Source organism: Methanobacterium alcaliphilum (genome assembly GCF_023227715.1).
In the GTDB taxonomy this organism is placed as follows: Archaea; Methanobacteriota; Methanobacteria; order Methanobacteriales; family Methanobacteriaceae; genus Methanobacterium_E; species Methanobacterium_E alcaliphilum.
The window spans coordinates 81,768-98,729 of sequence record NZ_JALKIF010000008.1 but is presented as its reverse complement, the minus strand read 5'-3'; the positions used below and the strand labels follow the sequence as shown (position 1 = coordinate 98,729).

The window sequence follows — 16,962 nt, the reverse complement described above, 5'->3', positions numbered from 1 at the left end:
GATTATTCCTCCTGGGATTCCTCTTCAGCTTTAGCTTCTTGGTTTTTTACCATGACGTGTTCAGTTTCAATATCTTTTAAGCTATCTTCAGATCCGTATATTTTAGCGTAACCTTCTGCTTTACCTTCACCAAAATGTGGCTTTACTTTGTCCACCACTAAAAGGTTTTTATCAGCATCTAACATAGCTACTAGTTTATTTTTAACATTTGAAATTTTAGGAGTTGCTTCTCCTTGGTATAAGCATTCAAAAGTTATTTCGGTTCTATTTAAAAGGGGATTTTCGTTTTGTTTAATAATATTAATTTCCATTAATCTGCCTCCTCAAATTTATTGATTAGCTCTTCAGCTTTTTTCTTAACAGCACCTACTTTAACAACAACTACTCCTTCGTTGGGTTGCCCATAAAGGATAATTGAATCCTCAGGGGCTAATAAAATGCATGGAAGAACCGCTAAATCTTCCTCTCCATCCACCACAATCAAATAATTTTGTTCACTTTCAAGTGAGGAATTTAGAGCTTGATCTATGGTTTCCCATAGATTTTTGGTTATAGTGCCTGGAGGATTTTTTGCATTTAAAATGGTTGTCTTGTAGTCTATTTCATGATTTGAATCTTTTCTTTGTATCTTGTTATCAATTATTCCTAATTGGGGATACTTCTTTGATTCAATAAGATTTTTAGTAGTTACATCCCCCACAGAAATGATAAATTTATCGTCAGGTAAATCTTTCACTGCTTCTTGGAATGATGTATGGAGATCCCCTAATGGTTTTTTAAACTCGGATCTCAACTCTTTTTTCAGTAATAACACTATCTGACCCTCAGTGCATATTCCCCTGGAATATTAATGTTTAACTCATGGGCTATGTCTGATTGTTCAGGGTCGATGATTATTAGAAGACCACTCCAATTAGTGGATGTGGGTAATTCACAGATAGGGCAACGTTCTTCTGTGGTTATGCGATTACATTTAGTACATGATTTTAAGCTCATTTTTTCTTCTTCCTTTTCTCTTTTTCTATCCATTCAAATCTTCCTAAACCCGGCTGTCGCATGGTAAGTCCGATTTTAATTTCTTTGGAAGAACGACCTTTTAAACTTAGGGCAACTACTCTGGCACGTACCTTATTACCCTCTTCCAGGGTTTTTTTGGATTCTTTGCCAAGAAGTGCTCCTCTTTTACCGTCATAAGTAATATAATCATCAGTAACTTGAGAAACATGGACTAATCCGTCCATAGGTCCAATTCTAACAAATGCACCAAATTCTGCTATTTCAATTACTTCTCCATCTATAACTTCGTGTAGTTCTGGTTTAAAAAAGAGAGCATTGAATGTTACAGTATGGTATGCAGCACCGTCTCCCATAATGACTCTGCCTACTCCAAGGTCTTCTATATCTTTAACAGTAACCATGAGTCCCATTTTTTTGTCAATTTTACCCACGTAAGCATCGTTTAGTTCTTCAATAGCCACTTCTTCAACTGGCTCATCGAAACGATGTGGGGGAATTCTCACGGTATCCTCAATTTTGGATGTGTAGTACAAATAAATCCCTCAGTAAATTTTTTTGAGTTTTTAATTAATTAATAAGTGCAATGAATTTTATTCGCCGTCTTTTTTATACAACTTTATAGAATATTCTACGGCTTCAAATGCTTTTTCAGCATTTTCCCAACCAATAACTTCAGTTTTTTTACCTTCAAGGTTTTTATATTCCTTGAAAAATTGCGCAATCTCTTTCAATAAATGAGAAGGGACGTCGCTTATGTCTTTAATATCTTTGAATCGAGGATCTTCTACAGGAACCCCCAGTATTTTATCGTCGTTATCTCCACCATCAATCATTCTCATAATACCTATTGGTCGTGTCTCGATGATACAACCCGGGAATGTGGGTTGGTCCATTAATACCATAATATCCATAGGATCTCCATCGTCGTATAGAGTTTGAGGTATAAAGCCATATTCTCCAGGGTAAATGAAAGGAGAGTACAAAACTCTATCCAGTGCAAATGATTCTAAATCTTTGTCATATTCATACTTATTTCTTGATCCTTTAGGTATTTCTACTACTGAGTATACCACTTCAGGTACTGATGGTCCAGGGACAATATCTTTCCAGAGATTCATTAAAGATTCCTCCTTATTCATTGGAATTGAATAATGATAATAAAATTATTAATATTTATTTTATTTAATATTTTTTAATTAAATATATATGATTCAATTTATATGCCCGTCAATAGCCATATATCTTTTTTGCCGTAAATAAATAACACTTATTCCTTTTTTACGAGCTCTTTCTCTTAATTCTATATCATTAGTGCATAGAACTTTTGATATTCGAAGAAGTGCATCGTCTGCAGTTTCACCTTCTTTTAGAGAGGCTTTAATAATTTTTAATGGAGGGGATGTTGAAATTTTTAGTGCGATTGATGCAGCTATTTTATCTTTCCCTTTTGCTGCTTTTTTTATTCCCTCTAACTCATTTATAATGAACGATGGCACTAAAAGTTGATATGAAGGTAATATGATTTCCAGTTCAGAGATAATATCCACATTGAACTGGAAGGGCATCATAAAAAATTTGCGTCTAAGACTGCCTCCTTATGAGTCTTATTTAATGATACCATATCCAATTAACCTCCACCTTGCACCTACTCTACGAGATAAAGCAACTCTTTGCCCTTCTTCAGCAGCAACTGGTAACTTCAAAGTAACCTTTGCATTATTTCCAGCAGTAGTTACCACTCCAATAGTGGTAGTAGTACCTGCATTTATCATAAGTGGCTCTTTTGCTTTAATTGGTTCTACTTTTCGTTCTTCTTTAGTACCTACTACTCTCTCTAAAAGATGAACATCCATACTTAGCTCATGTAGAACCGGCGGTAAAGTTCCAGGTACTCCTGCTACAGATCCAGAAAGAGAATCTGCTTTAGTAAGAGCCGGGTCGAGATTGGTTCCAATACCTATTAGACCACCTGGCCCGATTTCTTCTACTTCTTCGCCTCCCGCAATAAGGCCGGTTATCTTAGAATGAAGACTAATCCATTTAGCTTTACCATCTTTTTGGGCCTGAATTCCGGGTTTTATTTCCAGTTCATCTCCTACTTTAAGTACTCCTTGAACCAAAGAACCACCAATAACCCCACCTACAATATTACGTGGATTACTTCCTGGTTTATTAATATCAAAGGAACGAGCAACGAATAGTTTCGCTGGTTTATCCATGTGTCTTTCAGGAGTTTTGATTTTTTTCTCAATGAGGTCAATTAGAATATCAATATTTGCGCCTTGTTGAGCTGATACTGGTATTATAGGTGCATCTTCTGCACAGGTACCCTTCACAAACTCCTTTATTTCATTGTAGCTTTCTATTGCTCTTTCTTTAGAAACAATATCAATTTTATTTTGGACTACTATTACCTCTTTAACACCAATAACATCTAATGCCATGAGGTGTTCTTTGGTTTGGGGTTGAGGGCAGGGTTCGTTGGCAGCTATTACTAAAACGGCACCATCCATTATGGCTGCACCAGAAAGCATGGTTGCCATAAGGGTTTCGTGTCCAGGAGCATCCACAAATGATACTTTCCTTAACATTTCTGTTTCTTTCCCACATTGATCACAGATCATTGCAGTAGTATAACACTGAGGTTCAGCACATTCGCTGCATTTTCTAAAAGTAATGTCTGCATATCCTAAACGGATAGAGATACCTCTTTTTGTTTCTTCACTGTGGGTATCCGTCCAAATTCCGGATAATGCCTTGGTAAGAGTAGTCTTACCGTGGTCTACGTGCCCCACCAGCCCTATGTTGATTTCAGACTGTATTTTCACAGATTACACCTATAAGTTTATATAAATAAAATATCGTTTTAAAATTATTAATAGATACACTTAGGTATATCTATTTACTAAAGAATATATTTATTCTTCTTCAGCATTTATTATTTCTTCCAGGGTTTTCGCACCAGTCTCGATTACGATAGTGTTTATTTGAACAATATCGTCAGATATGGTATTGCCCCTGATAGTTTTCCGCCTTCTTTCTCCATCACGTGTTGGTTTGTATCCTAAACCTCCAGATAATAAACTTCTGATTCTTCGTGGACCACTAATGTCTTTTTTCATTGGAAAACCGTTTTTATCGCTTCCACCAGTTATCTTTAGTTTGTATCCTTTTAGACCAATTAGAGAACCATCAAACTCTTCTCCAAGGGTGAGACCTACTAATTTTTTGGATTCAGCAGCTTCAACTTCCATCTGAATACTTTTTTCTTTTTCTGAAATTACTACTTTAAATGCCAAAGTATTTCCTCCTTATCGTTCTTTCTTCTCGATTTCCTTTATAAGGTTATTATATATTTATGGTTTTCGATTAGAAAGCCGGTTGCTTTCCCCAATCCGGCTCTTCTTTTCTTTTTATATCTAATGTTTCGTGAAGAGTCTCAAATTCATCTTCACTTAATTTATCCTTTAGTTCAGTTTCCAGCAGCCGGAAATGTTTTTCAGGGATGTCCACATAAAGTTCATCTCCCTCTTCAAAGTGTTTTCCGAAAATAGCATCTTTAATAGCCATAGCTACTTTTTGACCTCTTGAAACAGATTTTTTATTATCTCCCTTATCCTGCATACTTTCTACAGTGCCAACTTTAGTTCCATCAGCTCTCATAAGAAAAGAACCCTGTTTAATAGTTCCGCTAATGACTTCAATCCCTGCTATTGCGGGTTTGCTCTGTCTGAACACTAATTTAGGTATAATTCTAATTTTTCCAGGTTTGATAATGGCATCAAGCCATTCTTTTTTCCTTTTCTCTTCTGTATTTTTGATCCATTCATAGTAATCCTCAGTAATCTGATAAATTACATTACCTGAAAATAATTTAATATCTGAGTTTTTTAATTCTTCAACTGCAGATGGCAACATTTTCACATTAAATGCGATAATTACTCCATGAAGTGGGTCTTCATTTTGAACAACACTGGCATCAACAACATCTCTACGAGATACATCACCAATATCAGCTACTCTTATGGGTATATCCATATCTCTTAATAGATTTACCAGAGCTTCTAGTGATCCTACTGTGTCTGCTTTAACCAGCACTCCTACTTCGTCGGTATCAATTTTTATATCTTCAATTTCCTTTAACATTTCTTCGCGTACGGTTTCTATGTCTCCTCGAGTAACTCTAAGAGGTGATCCCGAAACAACGTTTTCAATATTCGGAGCAACAATTTTAATACCTGCTGCAGCAACTACTTCGTCCACTTTTTTAAACTTTTTTTTAGATTCTCTGATTTCTTCTAATGGTCTTGGTTTCAAAAGAGATCTAATTTTCGTGGATAAAACATCGTCTGATGTCATGAGGGAGATATTATCGTTTTTCTTCAATATTCCATCATATATTACTGCATCTATAGTCAATCCAAGGCCGGTTTCTTCTTTAACTTCCAGAATGGTTCCTTTAGCTGGAGCATTTGTTTCAATTTGCAACTGTTCCTGCAAGTATTGTTGTGCTAATCCCATAAGCATGGTTAATAATTCAGCTATACCCTCACCACTGAGTGCGCTGATGGGTATTATACTTACCTGAGATGCGAAATTGGTCACTCGATCATAACGTTCTGACTCAAATCCTTCTCGATGTAATATTCCAACTAACTCGTACAAATGAGTGTCTAAAGTTTGTTGAACATTAACAGCTTGTTTCGAAAAACTTTCCATGAATGAAGAATTTTCATTAGTTTGCCAACCATATATTTTGTCTATTTTGTTGGCAGCTACAATAAAAGGAGTTTTGTACATTTTAAGAATGTTAAGAGCTTCATAAGTTTGTGGTTTGAACCCTTCCTTAACATCCACTATTAATATGGCTAAATCCGCGAGGGCCCCTCCTCTTTTTCGAAGAGTAGTAAAAGCCTCATGGCCCGGTGTGTCAATAAAAAATAGTCCAGGTAAAGTATCTTTTATAGTGAGCTTTTTCAGGAAATCTCCGCAGATGTTTTCAATAATTTCCATGGGAATTTCTGTAGCACCTATATGTTGGGTTATGCCACCTGCTTCTTTGGATGCAATAGCACTGCCTCTAATAAAATCTAGAAGTGTGGTTTTGCCGTGGTCTACATGACCCAGCACAGATACAATAGGGGATCTGATCTTCATTGTAATCTCCAATCATTTTTCCAAATTGAATTTTTGTTTAATAATTAATCAAAGTTAAATTAAAATTCTTTGGAATAGTTTTAATTGTCATTCTCTGATTAATTGTTAATTTAATGTCGCTTAAATTAAGAAGAGAAAAGTATGGGGAATTTTTTTATTCGTAAATAATGTCTTGATCAGGCATATCATAATCGCAGATTTCAGATTCTTTAAAAAATAGAGAAATCTCTCTTTTTGCAGAATCTGGTGAATCAGAAGCGTGGATGATATTTCTCCCCATATCAAGAGCAAAATCTCCGCGTATAGTTCCTAAATCAGCTTCTTTTGGGTTAGTTGCCCCTACCATTTTCCTGATGAGACTAATTGAGTCGTCACCTTGAATTACCATGGCTAGAACTGCGGATGATGTGATGTATTCCACTAAATCTTTAAAAAAAGGTTTTTCAGAGTGTTCACCATAATGCTCTTTAGCGAGTTCTTCACTAATTTGCATCATTTTAACGGCTATTATCTGAAGTCCTTTTTCTTCGAATCTGCTTAACACTTTTCCCATTAACCGCCTTTGCACGGTATCAGGTTTCATCATAACGAAGCTTTTTTCCATCATTTTTTAACCCATTTAACTTTTCTTGGAACTCTTTTGAGTTTTATCATATTCTTTTCGCATTTACTGCCGCAAAAGAAGTAAACAGTACCATCTTTTTTAATGTACATGGTTCCAGTTCCTTCCTGTATATCTTCGTTACAAAATGAACATACTCTCATGTCCAACACCTTTCCTTAGTATTAAGGAGTTCGAATCTCCTTGGCTTCTCGAATGGTGTCCAGTAACATCAAAATGTCACCTTCGCGAATAGGTCCCATGACATTTCGGGTTAATATCCGGCCCTTATCTCTTCCATCCAGAATCCTGCATTTAATTTGCATGACTTCTCCAGTCATTCCAGTTCTTTTTAGAACCTCAATAACTTCTGCTGGAGTTCCTTCTTCCATATAATCACCTGTTATATTAAATTGAAAGGCCAATAACCTTTCGGTAAAAATAGTTTTGGAATTCTAATATTATTTTTTAAGTTCTTCGACTTTTTCCACAACGTCTTTTACCAATTCTTCAGCTTCTCCAGCGTCAACAATACAAGCTGATGCGGTACCGACGTTTAAGCCAGCTGCTCCTCCTACTTCATCTTTAGTGGATAAGTAGACGTAAGGAATTTCTTTTTCCTCAGCAAGAACTGGTATATGGGCTACTATTTCTGCAGGATCTACGTCCTCAGCTACTAATACTAACTCAGCGTTTCCTCTTTCTATGGCTTTGGTAACCTCGTTGGTTCCTTTAGCCACCTTTCCAGTATCTCTTGCTATTTCTAATGCTTCTGCAGCTTTGTCTGCTATTTCTTGTGGTACATCGAATTTTACATAAATTGCTTTTGCCATTGTATTTACCTCCTTTTTCATCTGGTATTTACCATCCATCGGCAAATATCGCAACTAATCTTGTTTTTTGATTTTAGCTACGATTTACAAATCGGTGATTTGTAATTTGTACTTTTATATAATTAACCTATATAAAAGTTGCTGAATAACAGCTTAATCATGGATTTTATGGTTTTATAAAGAAATCGTATGCCGATTTAAATTATTAAAAATCTAATTATCCATAATTAATAAAAAGTTCCCAAACAATAATCTCATGTTTGGAGAATTAGACTATTTTAAATTAGTTGTTATCACTTATAAACTTTGTCCATATATTAAATTCGAATTTAAATTTGATTTTATAAGAATTAAATTATTCATTGTGAGTAAATCACTTTATTAAAATATATGTTTTAGGTGTAAAATAAATAGTATGCAGTCAATTATAATCAGTTAAAAAATTAAGTTAAAAAAAGATAAAATAAGAAATGGCAGTTATTTTACTCACTTAGAGTCTTTTAACTGCTAATTCTATGTCAGAAGCTTTTACAGTTTTTCTTCCTGCGTGTTTAGCGAGTTTGACGGCTTCTGATGCGATAGCTTCACCTTTAGCTTCTAAAGCTTTGGCTAATTCTTCTCTAGCGTCGTCACTAACTCTTTCTGCACCTGCATTTTTTATTATTCTTCCGATTGGAGCAATTGGTAATTCCATAATTAATCACCTCATTTTATGTAATATAATCTGTATTTTTACTCCTATATAAATATATCGTTAATTAGTGGGATTTTTAGCAAAATTATATGGTATTTGCTCATGGATTTCTAATCTATTTCATTATGAGACACTTATTGGGTAACCATATGATATTGTAGCACTCTTGAAAAAAAAGAAAGATAAAATTGGTCAAATAAGTATAAAAAGAATTAAAAAATTAGAGGTTTAGTTTTTCTTTATTACTTCTCTAAGATTTTTTATATCTGCTTCAACTTCTAAAGGTTCTACACAAGCATTTATAGCAGTATTGGGATCTTTTAATAAGTGACCTGTTACAATACAAACTACTTGTTCTCCTTTATCAACTACGCATTCATCCACTAACTTTAAAAGGCCTGCAATGGATGCTGCAGACGCGGGTTCTACACCAATTCCTTCTTTTCTAGCAAGTAATTTTTGAGCATTAAGAATCTCCTCATCACTTACAGTTTCGGCATATCCTTTGGAATCATAGATAGCCCGAAGGGCTTTAAGTGAACTTACTGGTGCACCAATACGTATGGCTGTGGCAACAGTTTCAGGGTTATCCACGGTTTCGATTTCCATTTTATTTTTTCGAACCGCGTTAACAATAGGACAAGCCCCTTCTGCTTGTATACCTGTCATCATGGGTTTATTTTCAATGAAACCTGCATCGTAGAATTCAGATATTCCTTTCCATATGGCAGATATATTACCTGCATTTCCTACCGGCAGTATTACACGATCAGGAGATTTCCATCCTAAATCATCTACAATTTCAAATCCTATTGTTTTTTGACCTTCTAAACGGAAGGGGTTAACTGAATTTAAGAGGTATAATTCACCTTCCAATGCTAAAGCAGTGACTGCTTCCAATGCTTCGTCAAAATTTCCTTTTATTGATAAAACTTCGGCTCCATGGAACATGGCCTGGGCTAGTTTCCCTAAAGCAACTTTTCCAGAAGGAAGTAGCACAACACATCTCAAACCTGCACGGGCAGCATATGCTGCTAGTGAAGCGGATGTATTCCCAGTTGATGCACAGCCCACAGTACTCACACCAAGTTCCATGGCTTTGGTAATTCCTACACTCATACCTCTGTCCTTAAAACTTCCTGTTGGATTGGAACCTTCTACTTTAACATATAAATCAATGCCTAATTCCCCTCCTAATTTATCGCATTTAACAAAGGGTGTTCCTCCCTCTTCTAAACTTACTATTTTAGATTCGTCAACTGGCATGAACTCTTTATACTTCCACATGGTTTGTTTTCTACAACTAAAAATATCTTTGGATACATCCACATCTTTTATCACTTCTAAAACAGACCCACATTTTTCACACGTGTAAATAATCTCGTTTAAGCTGTATTCTTCACCACAAGATATGCATTTAATCATTTTATCACCATAATCATTGATTTAATAATTTATTCAGTATTTTCTTTATCAAATAATCTTGATTATTGATTTTAATAAATAAAAGATAATTAATTTAGAATAAATATAAATTTAATTGTTGGAATGGAACTGTGATTATAAACCTGTTAGATATTGATACAATCCCAAAGTAAAATTAGCCTCAATAATTGCTGCAATAAATAAAAACACGATAGAAATACCTAATAACATTAAGGATTCTTGGAATTCGTCTCGGTTTTCATTGAATATGTGTTTAATTTTACTAAATATTGAGCCATACCATGTTTGAGATAACATATTATTCACAAAGCGGTAGGTGAAACTGGCCAGTCTAAAACCGGCAGCCCCTGCAATGATCAGGCCAATTATTTCAAAAATTCCATGAGGCAATATCAGAAGAATCATGTTCCCAATAGGGCCTTTTGTCATGACATAGCCTAAAAATGACCCATTTATAAATAAAAATAGGATGGTGAATGCACCTAAAAGAAAACCTCCACCATATATCAAAAATATTGTTTGAAGGTTATGGGTGAAAATAGATAATGTTGTTAATTTGATTCTACCATTTTGTATACTGCGCTTGAATTCATCAAAAATACTTTTTAAAAAGAAATCAAATACACCAGATAAAAAGTAACCTAAAAATAGTGATGTGAAAAATATGGCGGCAGAAATAAATAAAAATTTTTCATTTCTTCTGTAAAGAGCGTGAATTGTACTTTCGTATTTTTCTTTTATTACCATGGTCCCCACCAGTATAAATTATATGCGTAATAATATTAAAACTTCTTATAGATATATTAATTCATTTTTTCCTATTTATTAATAGTTTCCATGGAATTAATGGGCCGATTCATATTCAATTTAATCTTGAATGATGGATACTATTTATTTATCAAGAATATTAACTGCAATTTTCTTTGCTTTTTCCCTCTTTTTTGAGAATTCTTCAAAGAATTTTAGAAGATGTTCAGCAGTACTATTTTTACATTCACCACACATAATGGTTCCGTTTTTGCAGTTATGGTAAATTTCAGTTAATTCTTTATCAGAATCTATTAAGTGATATAACAACATTTCGTAAATTACACAGTCTTCAGGAACACCACCTAACTCTTTTTGCTCCTGCAAACTTTCTCTTCCGCCTGTTTTAGCAGTTTTAATTTTATTTTTAGCTACTTCCGGACTATCACTTAAAAATATTGCTGTTTTTGGTTTGCTACTTGACATTTTGCCGCCGGTTAGTCCGGTGATAAAACGGTGATATGTGGAAGATGGTGATATAAAATGAAATTGGGATTTAAATCTATCTGAAATATCTCTGGTTAAGCGAATATGCGGATCCTGATCAACTCCAACTGGAACTACAGTAGGCTTTGGCCCTCCAAATTCTTCTAATTGAGGGTGCAATATGTCTGCGACCTGGATAAGTGGCGCATACATATGAGCAATATTGGTAGAACCATTAAACCCATATATGGCTTTCATCTCATTAAAATTAACTCTTTTACCTAAAATATAAGCCAAATCTTCAACTGCAGGGTTCTTGGATTGCAGATAAACATGGATATTTTTTTTCTCTAAATTAAGGCCCAGAGCCAGATAATTAGTAATATATTCGTTGATAGCCAGTTCTTTAGCTGTTTCAAAGTCCACTCCCCTGGCAGAATACGACTCCATATCTGCTATTGGTATATAAATATCTGCCCCATGATCATCGTACCAAACTAATTGATCCACAATCATTTTATGGCCAATATGCATTTTTCCACTGGGCATCATACCAGTTACCACAGCAAAATCTTTTTTCTCTCTTATGGCTTTTAATATCCTTCCATAATCTCTTTGACCGAAGATTATTCCCCTGCGCATTAACCAGTGTGGGGTTTCTAAATCATTGACCATATCTTTAAATGGCTTTATACCAAATTGTTGTACTAATCGTTCATAATCTAAACTGGATGAGCCCCAGGGGTCTATCAAAAAAATCACCTTAAATTTATTATTAATTAGTTATTGTTGTTAACTTCAAATAAAGAGCTTAGTTCAAATGGCGTTTTCATTTTCTAATTTTAGTTTATATTAGAATTAGTTCATGGTCTGATCCATTCTATATTGTAATAGGTTATGTCTCCTTCTTCATCTACTACTGCCAGGAGGAGTTTCTTTTTAACACCGTGAGCAACTCTCACATAACTGGAAAAGTCCATTATATTAAGATCGTAATTTTCAGAGATTACTCTTACTACAAATTCGGAGTGACCATCGCCTGGAGATTTTCCACGTTCATATAGTCTAAATTCCGACCCATACTTGAAACCGGTTTTAACAATATATCCTCTGTTCCGTAAGTCTCTGTAAACCGAGTATTTGCTGTATAATTCTTTTTTCTTTAATATGGATATTATCTGATTCAGTGAAAGTTTTTCCTTTTCTTTATGAATGGAAATTTTTCCTTTCTCCATTAAGTAAGAAGCCTCTATTAAAGATAGTTCTAGACGATCTTCTTCTAACTTTCCGTAATGGCTTTTTTGATTTAATTTAGTTGACTTAGGATTTACTATTGTAACCAGGTCTTGGTATAGATCTGCGTGCATGAATTCACCAAAATTTAACTAACATTTCTATGTTTATTCTAAAAAATGTAAAATGTATGAAAAAGTATTTACTTATATTATTCAATAAGTGCGTGCCTTTTCTTTAAATCCTGCTCTTTTTTGCCTAAAAGAGCCATAAACTCGGCAATTAGGCCGTCCAAGAATAATTGTGTACTGTCTTCAAATAAAGTTCCCATAGGAGTTAAATCATCGTAATTACCTTTCAATACATTGGAGGTATAATATTTCCACGGTTCTTTAGTTTTACTCTCAAGGAGAATAGTAACATCAAGAAGTTTTCCTAATGTGGAATCGGTGTTTGCAGTTATCCCAATTACATTAGCACCCACATCTTTAGCAGTCTTAGCAGCAAGAGTAACGGTTTTAGTTTCTCCAGAACCAGAGATTGCAAATAGAGAGTCACCATTTTTAATTGCGGGAGTGGTAACATCGCCCACTACATAAACTGTAAAACCTAAATGCATCAACCTCATGGCAAATGACTTTCCCACCAGCTCAGACCTACCTGTCCCTACAATAAATATACTGTTGGTGTTTATGATAGTTTCTATCATTTTAGAAACTTCTTTTTCATCTATTTTTCCAATTACTTCCAGGGCATGTCTTGTAATTTCTTCAGTTGTTTTTTTTATAATTTCCATATTCTTCACGTGTAAATGATTTATTGAAATAATAATTAAAAATAAAATTTTTATTTATAGTCCAGTGATTCTTATACCTGCTAAGCGAATTTTATTTCTAATATTTAAATTGATAAGTAAGGGGGTGATTTTTTCCACAATACGGGCATTCTCAAGTGGACCACAGTCAATTGCTCGTACTCCGGGTATTTTTTCAGCTAAGGCCATAACTATTTCTTTGGATTCAACATCGTCACCAGAGATAAGGCAATCACATTTAATTTCTTCTTTTATATTGGTTAGACTGGATGCACTGATATTATTGAATGCAGATACAACTCTTGTTTCTTTATCTTTCAACATTTCTGCACTTCTCTCAGCAGCAGAACCTTCCCATAAGTCCACATAACGGGTGCTAGAACCACCTAAACATGTTTCAAGAGGCACGGTCGCATCCACCAATATTTTTCCATTTAAATGATCTTTGATACTGTTTAAAGTAATTTTTTGGGCCTGTAAAGGTACGGTAAGTATCACCACATCACCTTCACTGGCGGCATCTTCATTGGTCATGGCTTGAATGCATTCCAGTTCTTCACCTTTGAGCATGTTATGAATAACATTAGTCGTGTTTTCTGCCTTTTTAATATCTCTTGATCCTAAAAGAACTTTTTCACCTGCACTTGCAAGTCTTAAAGCCAGTCCAAAACCCTGGTCTCCAGTTCCACCTATTATTGCCACTTTCACTATATCTACCCCACTATTTTTTAATACTATTGTAGATTAATTTCAAACAATTAACTATAAATTTATGCTTATCCTTTCAAATTTAAGTTTAATCTTAAACTATTATAATTATTTCCGGTTATTGATCAAATTACTTTTTTATCAATTTTATTAGTTGTAAAAGTTATTAAATGATTTTATTAAGAAAATTAAGGCTTTCTAACACTTCTGCCTTGTTTTTAACTTCAATGGTTAAAATTTCATTGTAGTTCTTTTTATTCAAGTGTTTTAATAGTTCTTCAAAGTCAATATTGCCCTGACCCAATGCTTCGTGATGGTCAAAGGAACCATCATTGTCTGAAAGATGGATGTGCTGTAAATGATTGGATTTAACCATATCTTCTGCTTCAATCCCCATTGTATTGGCATGCCCTGCATCTAATGTCATATACACGTTCAATTCGTCAACTAAATGGTGTAATTCATCTAAATCTTTAAATAAATATCCTTCCATATCAGGCATATTTTCAATACACATCTTAATTCCCAGATCATCACTATATCTTGAACATTCTTGCATAGAACTAAAATTATTCTTTAAAATCTTATCCATGAAAATACGGGCTAAAAATGGCACCTGTCCTGGATGCACTACCACCACATTGGCATTAATTTCCATAGCTAGATCCATAGATTCCTTAACTTGAGCTATTGATGATTTACGTATGGATTCATTGGGTGATGCCAGGTTAATATCAGATATGGGTGAGTGAATAGTGAAACTGACATTATAAGAATCTAAAATATCACTATCTGCTATCTTCATAGGATACTCATTGATTAATTCACAGTAATCAACCTTATATTCTTCTAAAAAGGATAATATTTCTTCTAAAGGAGCAGGATAAAGTGCCAGGGTGGATACTCCGATTTTCATGATCATCGCCTGTTTTAATTAAGTAATTTTAATGTTGTTGTTGATTGAAAAAAATAAAATATTTTAATGTTTTATAGTTATTATTCCATTCTTAAACGAGCACTCACTGGCAAATTCTTTTTAAGAGCATTAATTATTATGTCTGCCAGTTCAATATCTTTTTTAATTTTTATAGATCCTTTTTTACCTACGGTAGCGGTGAATAAATACTCATTGTTTACTATAATATCAAAACCAATTCCCACAGAATCTTTTCCAAAATTCAAGACCACATAGTTACCCACCATTTCCACGGGTACTTCAATTTGATCATCAATCTTTTGTGATTCTAAGGGTTCCACACCAATACTTATGCCAATTATTCTCTCTAACTCATCAATAGTACGTCCTTTTTTCCCAATGATTTTAGGGATGTGTTTTTCCTCAACCCATACATTAGCACGTTTATCTGATTTAACATCAACTTTTATAGTTGCTCCAGGTATTTTCTTTTTAAATTCCCTTTCTATTTCCCTAGCAGCTATTTTCTGCACTGGACTTTTATCTGCAACTATCTGAGGTCCAACATCCATAACAATAGTCTGTTCACCATAGGTGTAAATTTCGTTTACCAGTTCTCCAGTTTCAAAATCACGTACTTCAATGACTGGTCGAGATAGATCTGCTTCAATCATTCCTGTTGGAACTTTCACAGTTAGTTTAATATCGTAAATAGCTTTGACTTTTCCTTCATCAATAAATATGGTGGTGTCTACAACAGAAGGAATCACACCTAGTTCCACTCTACCAATGATTCTTTGAATGGCATCAATAGGTCTGGTTGCATGTACTACACCAATCATTCCCACTCCTGCTAAACGCATATCTGCAAAAATGCGGAAATCCTTGGTTTTTCTCAATTCATCATATATCGTATAATCCGGCCTTACCAATAATAGTATATCCGCTGTTTTTTGCATGTCTCTCTCAATAGGAGCATACTGGGTAATTTCATCACCCACTTGCAAATCACGGGGAGATTCCATGGTTTTAACAATGGATTTCAATGTATTGCTGTAAAAGTCAGCGACAGCTTGGGCAAATGTACTTTTACCTGCTCCAGGGGACCCTGAAATTAGAATACCTTTAGCAGTATCTCGAAGGCGAGCCATTAGTTTATCAGGGAGTTTATAATCCTCCAGTGAAACACGGGCTACAGGTCTTACTGCGGTAATTTCAAATCCATCTGAAAATGGAGGACGAGCGATGGATATACGGTATTCCCTAAATTGAATAACTGTAGCACCTTCAAGTTCGATTTCAATAAAACTTTTAAAATCACTTTTAGCCCTTTCTACAATTTCACGAGCCATGGCCTGAATTTGAGCATGTTTCAGCGGTCTTTTTCTAATTTTAACCAGTTCGATATTGCCTGGTTTTCCTTTTTTGGCCATGGGAACTACATTTTCTTTTAAATGAATGGACATGGTGTTTTTATCAAAATATTTAGCAATTGCTAATTCTTCATATTCAAGAATTTCCTGCTTTATAAAAACTACATCTAAGCCCTGAGCTTTTCCAACTTCTGATTGCACCCTATCACTTGTTACTAAAACTGCATCATGGTCTTTGGCAGTTCCCCTAATCATGGCATCGATTTCTCCACCTCTTGATAGCGATATCTCTTCTAAGGTAGGGCGTCTGCCTACAAATGTTAATGTAATGGCATCTGATTTATGAAGATCCTGTAAATTTTTTAGTTCTTCTAAACCATTAAAACCGGTTTCTCTTCCGCGATTGGCCTGATATTCTAACTCAGATACAACTGCTTCGGGTACTATCACCTCACTTCCCCTAAACTCTTCTTCCTGTACAATATTGGTGATACGTCCGTCCACAATAACACTTGTATCTGGTACAATTTTCATTTAACTCTCCCCATATATTTCATTCACATCAAAAACTTTTTTACCTACTTCTTCAAGTTTAACTGAATCATTTAGATCATCTAAGTCTATTTTCCGGTAAAAACAAGAGTAGTAACCGGTGTGACAGGCTCCACCTTCTTGTTTAACTTTCATAACCACAGCATCTTCATCACAATCAACAAAGATTTCTTCTACACTTTGAATGTGACCTGAACTTTCACCTTTTAACCAGAGCTTATTTCTGGAAGTACTCCAGTAATGGGCTTTTTTGGTTTCAAGTGTTTTTTGAAGCGCTTCCTTGTTCATATAAGCAACCATAAGCACTTGTGATGTTTCAACATCTTGAGATATAGCAATAATCAAATCCTCGCCATTTATATTATGTCTGAAATTTAATGAAATG

The 16,962-nt window shown here is 34.6% G+C and carries 23 protein-coding genes; all 23 read right to left on the bottom strand.

Features of this window, described 5'->3' with window-relative positions; translation table 11 throughout:
- Positions 1–2: 2 nt before the first annotated feature.
- A complete protein-coding gene (locus MXE27_RS07375) occupies positions 3–311 on the bottom strand; it encodes a 30S ribosomal protein S24e (protein ID WP_248611769.1) in 309 nt (102 codons plus the stop codon).
- Positions 311–814, bottom strand: coding sequence for a GTP-dependent dephospho-CoA kinase family protein (locus MXE27_RS07370; protein WP_248611768.1), 504 nt, complete (start codon positions 812–814; stop codon positions 311–313). Before MXE27_RS07370 ends, MXE27_RS07375 begins: the two co-directional genes overlap by 1 nt.
- Positions 814–996 carry a transcription elongation factor subunit Spt4 gene (spt4, locus tag MXE27_RS07365; RefSeq protein ID WP_248611813.1) on the bottom strand — a complete coding sequence of 61 codons (183 nt, stop codon included), beginning with the start codon at positions 994–996 and terminating at the stop codon, positions 814–816. The genes MXE27_RS07370 and spt4 overlap by 1 nt, the downstream gene beginning before the upstream one ends.
- Complete coding sequence (locus MXE27_RS07360) at positions 993–1,550, bottom strand: DNA-directed RNA polymerase (protein ID WP_248611767.1); 558 nt, start codon at positions 1,548–1,550, stop codon at positions 993–995. The genes spt4 and MXE27_RS07360 overlap by 4 nt, the downstream gene beginning before the upstream one ends.
- Positions 1,551–1,607: 57 nt before the next feature.
- Positions 1,608–2,135 (bottom strand): inorganic diphosphatase, encoded by a 528-nt coding sequence (locus tag MXE27_RS07355; protein ID WP_248611766.1) that lies wholly within the window; start codon positions 2,133–2,135, stop codon positions 1,608–1,610.
- Between the two features lie 93 nt (positions 2,136–2,228).
- Positions 2,229–2,585, bottom strand: coding sequence for a type II toxin-antitoxin system VapC family toxin (locus MXE27_RS07350; RefSeq protein ID WP_248611765.1), 357 nt, complete (start codon positions 2,583–2,585; stop codon positions 2,229–2,231).
- 36 nt (positions 2,586–2,621) lie between these two features.
- Positions 2,622–3,845 carry a translation initiation factor IF-2 subunit gamma gene (eif2g, locus tag MXE27_RS07345; RefSeq protein WP_248611764.1) on the bottom strand — a complete coding sequence of 408 codons (1,224 nt, stop codon included), beginning with the start codon at positions 3,843–3,845 and terminating at the stop codon, positions 2,622–2,624.
- 90 nt (positions 3,846–3,935) lie between these two features.
- Positions 3,936–4,316 (bottom strand): 30S ribosomal protein S6e, encoded by a 381-nt coding sequence (locus tag MXE27_RS07340; RefSeq protein ID WP_248611763.1) that lies wholly within the window; start codon positions 4,314–4,316, stop codon positions 3,936–3,938.
- Between the two features lie 70 nt (positions 4,317–4,386).
- Positions 4,387–6,174 (bottom strand): translation initiation factor IF-2, encoded by a 1,788-nt coding sequence (infB, locus tag MXE27_RS07335; RefSeq protein WP_248611762.1) that lies wholly within the window; start codon positions 6,172–6,174, stop codon positions 4,387–4,389.
- Between the two features lie 154 nt (positions 6,175–6,328).
- Positions 6,329–6,781: a nucleoside-diphosphate kinase gene (gene ndk, locus MXE27_RS07330; protein ID WP_248611761.1), complete on the bottom strand. Its 453-nt coding sequence runs from the start codon at positions 6,779–6,781 to the stop codon at positions 6,329–6,331.
- Positions 6,778–6,939, bottom strand: a complete 162-nt coding sequence (locus MXE27_RS07325) for a 50S ribosomal protein L24e (RefSeq protein WP_248611760.1) — start codon at positions 6,937–6,939, stop codon at positions 6,778–6,780. The genes ndk and MXE27_RS07325 overlap by 4 nt, the downstream gene beginning before the upstream one ends.
- Positions 6,940–6,960: 21 nt before the next feature.
- On the bottom strand, positions 6,961–7,167 hold the full coding sequence (locus MXE27_RS07320; protein WP_248611759.1) for a 30S ribosomal protein S28e: 207 nt from the start codon (positions 7,165–7,167) through the stop codon (positions 6,961–6,963).
- 69 nt (positions 7,168–7,236) lie between these two features.
- Entirely contained in the window at positions 7,237–7,608 is a 372-nt protein-coding gene (gene rpl7ae, locus MXE27_RS07315) for a 50S ribosomal protein L7Ae (protein ID WP_248611812.1), read from the bottom strand.
- A 490-nt stretch (positions 7,609–8,098) separates the two neighbouring features.
- Positions 8,099–8,302 carry a histone family protein gene (locus MXE27_RS07310; protein ID WP_248611758.1) on the bottom strand — a complete coding sequence of 68 codons (204 nt, stop codon included), beginning with the start codon at positions 8,300–8,302 and terminating at the stop codon, positions 8,099–8,101.
- A gap of 228 nt (positions 8,303–8,530) precedes the next feature.
- Entirely contained in the window at positions 8,531–9,727 is a 1,197-nt protein-coding gene (gene thrC, locus MXE27_RS07305) for a threonine synthase (RefSeq protein WP_248611757.1), read from the bottom strand.
- A 135-nt stretch (positions 9,728–9,862) separates the two neighbouring features.
- Positions 9,863–10,495 carry a stage II sporulation protein M gene (locus MXE27_RS07300; protein ID WP_248611756.1) on the bottom strand — a complete coding sequence of 211 codons (633 nt, stop codon included), beginning with the start codon at positions 10,493–10,495 and terminating at the stop codon, positions 9,863–9,865.
- Positions 10,496–10,639: 144 nt separating this feature from the next.
- Positions 10,640–11,734: a tryptophan--tRNA ligase gene (locus MXE27_RS07295; protein ID WP_248611755.1), complete on the bottom strand. Its 1,095-nt coding sequence runs from the start codon at positions 11,732–11,734 to the stop codon at positions 10,640–10,642.
- A gap of 110 nt (positions 11,735–11,844) precedes the next feature.
- Complete coding sequence (gene endA / locus MXE27_RS07290; protein WP_248611754.1) at positions 11,845–12,348, bottom strand: tRNA-intron lyase; 504 nt, start codon at positions 12,346–12,348, stop codon at positions 11,845–11,847.
- A gap of 77 nt (positions 12,349–12,425) precedes the next feature.
- On the bottom strand, positions 12,426–13,010 hold the full coding sequence (hxlB, locus tag MXE27_RS07285; RefSeq protein ID WP_248611753.1) for a 6-phospho-3-hexuloisomerase: 585 nt from the start codon (positions 13,008–13,010) through the stop codon (positions 12,426–12,428).
- Positions 13,011–13,064: 54 nt separating this feature from the next.
- On the bottom strand, positions 13,065–13,736 hold the full coding sequence (npdG, locus tag MXE27_RS07280) for an NADPH-dependent F420 reductase (RefSeq protein WP_248611752.1): 672 nt from the start codon (positions 13,734–13,736) through the stop codon (positions 13,065–13,067).
- 166 nt (positions 13,737–13,902) lie between these two features.
- On the bottom strand, positions 13,903–14,652 hold the full coding sequence (locus MXE27_RS07275) for a sugar phosphate isomerase/epimerase family protein (protein ID WP_248611751.1): 750 nt from the start codon (positions 14,650–14,652) through the stop codon (positions 13,903–13,905).
- Between the two features lie 80 nt (positions 14,653–14,732).
- On the bottom strand, positions 14,733–16,559 hold the full coding sequence (locus MXE27_RS07270) for a PINc/VapC family ATPase (RefSeq protein ID WP_248611750.1): 1,827 nt from the start codon (positions 16,557–16,559) through the stop codon (positions 14,733–14,735).
- Positions 16,560–16,961, bottom strand: a complete 402-nt coding sequence (gene hisI / locus MXE27_RS07265; protein WP_248611811.1) for a phosphoribosyl-AMP cyclohydrolase — start codon at positions 16,959–16,961, stop codon at positions 16,560–16,562.
- Position 16,962: the final 1 nt, after the last annotated feature.

Bases quoted from the DNA above. Each gene is read 5' to 3' on its own strand.
- MXE27_RS07375 (WP_248611769.1), bottom strand. From the start codon at position 311: ATGGAAATTAATATTATTAAACAAAACGAAAATCCCCTTTTAAATAGA.
- spt4 (WP_248611813.1), bottom strand. From the start codon at position 996: ATGAGCTTAAAATCATGTACTAAATGTAATCGCATAACCACAGAAGAA.
- MXE27_RS07355 (WP_248611766.1), bottom strand. From the start codon at position 2,135: ATGAATCTCTGGAAAGATATTGTCCCTGGACCATCAGTACCTGAAGTG.
- MXE27_RS07350 (WP_248611765.1), bottom strand. From the start codon at position 2,585: ATGATGCCCTTCCAGTTCAATGTGGATATTATCTCTGAACTGGAAATC.
- infB (WP_248611762.1), bottom strand. From the start codon at position 6,174: ATGAAGATCAGATCCCCTATTGTATCTGTGCTGGGTCATGTAGACCAC.
- ndk (WP_248611761.1), bottom strand. From the start codon at position 6,781: ATGATGGAAAAAAGCTTCGTTATGATGAAACCTGATACCGTGCAAAGG.
- MXE27_RS07325 (WP_248611760.1), bottom strand. From the start codon at position 6,939: ATGAGAGTATGTTCATTTTGTAACGAAGATATACAGGAAGGAACTGGA.
- MXE27_RS07320 (WP_248611759.1), bottom strand. From the start codon at position 7,167: ATGGAAGAAGGAACTCCAGCAGAAGTTATTGAGGTTCTAAAAAGAACT.
- rpl7ae (WP_248611812.1), bottom strand. From the start codon at position 7,608: ATGGCAAAAGCAATTTATGTAAAATTCGATGTACCACAAGAAATAGCA.
- MXE27_RS07310 (WP_248611758.1), bottom strand. From the start codon at position 8,302: ATGGAATTACCAATTGCTCCAATCGGAAGAATAATAAAAAATGCAGGT.
- thrC (WP_248611757.1), bottom strand. From the start codon at position 9,727: ATGATTAAATGCATATCTTGTGGTGAAGAATACAGCTTAAACGAGATT.
- MXE27_RS07300 (WP_248611756.1), bottom strand. From the start codon at position 10,495: ATGGTAATAAAAGAAAAATACGAAAGTACAATTCACGCTCTTTACAGA.
- endA (WP_248611754.1), bottom strand. From the start codon at position 12,348: ATGCACGCAGATCTATACCAAGACCTGGTTACAATAGTAAATCCTAAG.
- hxlB (WP_248611753.1), bottom strand. From the start codon at position 13,010: ATGGAAATTATAAAAAAAACAACTGAAGAAATTACAAGACATGCCCTG.
- MXE27_RS07275 (WP_248611751.1), bottom strand. From the start codon at position 14,652: ATGAAAATCGGAGTATCCACCCTGGCACTTTATCCTGCTCCTTTAGAA.
- MXE27_RS07270 (WP_248611750.1), bottom strand. From the start codon at position 16,559: ATGAAAATTGTACCAGATACAAGTGTTATTGTGGACGGACGTATCACC.